At 42.7% G+C, this 1,084-nt stretch carries 2 protein-coding genes; both read left to right on the top strand.

Annotated features, from left to right (window positions below; all coding sequences use genetic code 11):
- The coding region (locus IQR33_RS32910) for a DUF1513 domain-containing protein (protein WP_228013873.1) at positions 1 to 129 on the top strand (129 nt) is incomplete at its 5' end.
- A gap of 105 nt (positions 130 to 234) precedes the next feature.
- The coding region (locus tag IQR33_RS12380; protein ID WP_416222677.1) for a peptidoglycan-binding protein at positions 235 to 1,084 on the top strand (850 nt) is incomplete at its 3' end.

Below are 1,084 nucleotides of genomic sequence, written 5' to 3'. Positions count from 1 at the left end.
GTGGTCTATGGCGATGAGTTCCGAGTCAGCTCTGGGGCGGGAAAAGTGGTAGAGCAAAGACCAGAGGAGTCAAAAAGTACCTTCGCAAGCGGAGTGCAATGGGACAACCATTGGTCGAGAATTATCTAGAAAGATCATTGAGTAATTACTTATAGAGAGTTTTGTTGTCGTTTTCGGCATCAGATTCTTAATTTTAAACCTGCAAGCTGTGAGATATTTGCCATACTTTTTATTATGGCAAGTAGCGCAAGGATCATTTCAGTGTTTGCTAGGGTTTTAATCATGACGGCACTTCTGGTGCCGTTTTGCAGCTTTTCCACCGTCGTTTCTCTCGAAGCTTCAGCGCAAGTCGAGCAAGAGGGAGCGGTACAAAAGCTGTCTGTAGAAAAAATGATCCATTATCCAGAGGTTATTGATCAACTGTATCAAAGCACCAATTACCGTTTGAACTGGGAAAATGAAAGTGATATTGAGCAGTTTCTTTTTCAAGTAAACCTGGTTGCACTTGCGGATGTCACCGATGAATTCGAAAATCAACTTCACCGGATAAACCAAGTAAGGTGGCAGGGAGATAATCTCGACTTCGATTTAGTGATGACAGATTCACTCTTGATGTACCTTAGTTATCTTGAGCAACTCCCCGAAGAAGGGATTAATTGGCTATTTACAGACAAAGCCCATGTTACGTTACCCGCTCCTAGCATCGATACTTTATCGGTTCTGAGTAATGAGATTACGGTTGGCAAACTTGGTCAGTTTTTGGCAAGTCTCCGGTCTCCATTACAAACAGATGATGCTTTCTACTCCGCCTATTCTTCGCTATCGGAACATTCTCAGTACCAATATCCTGCCTATCAACAAACTGGGCTAGCACGTGTTGGCGATATATTAGAAAACAGACCCCTATTGATTGAGCGAATGGAGATCGTAGGCGTAGATGTTTCTTACTTGGATTTAGTCACTGAAGAATATGACGAACAATTAGAGCTTGCGATAAAAGAGTTCCAGCGTATTCATGGTTTGAAAGAAGATGGCGTTATCGGCCCGAATACCATTCGATGGATCAACTTTTCTCCTCAAGAGC

Source organism: Vibrio sp. OPT46 (genome assembly GCF_015163535.1).
GTDB lineage: Bacteria > Pseudomonadota > Gammaproteobacteria > Enterobacterales > Vibrionaceae > Vibrio > Vibrio alginolyticus.
Note: the sequence above shows the minus strand (reverse complement) of the source record. Positions and strands in the feature narration are given on the sequence as shown.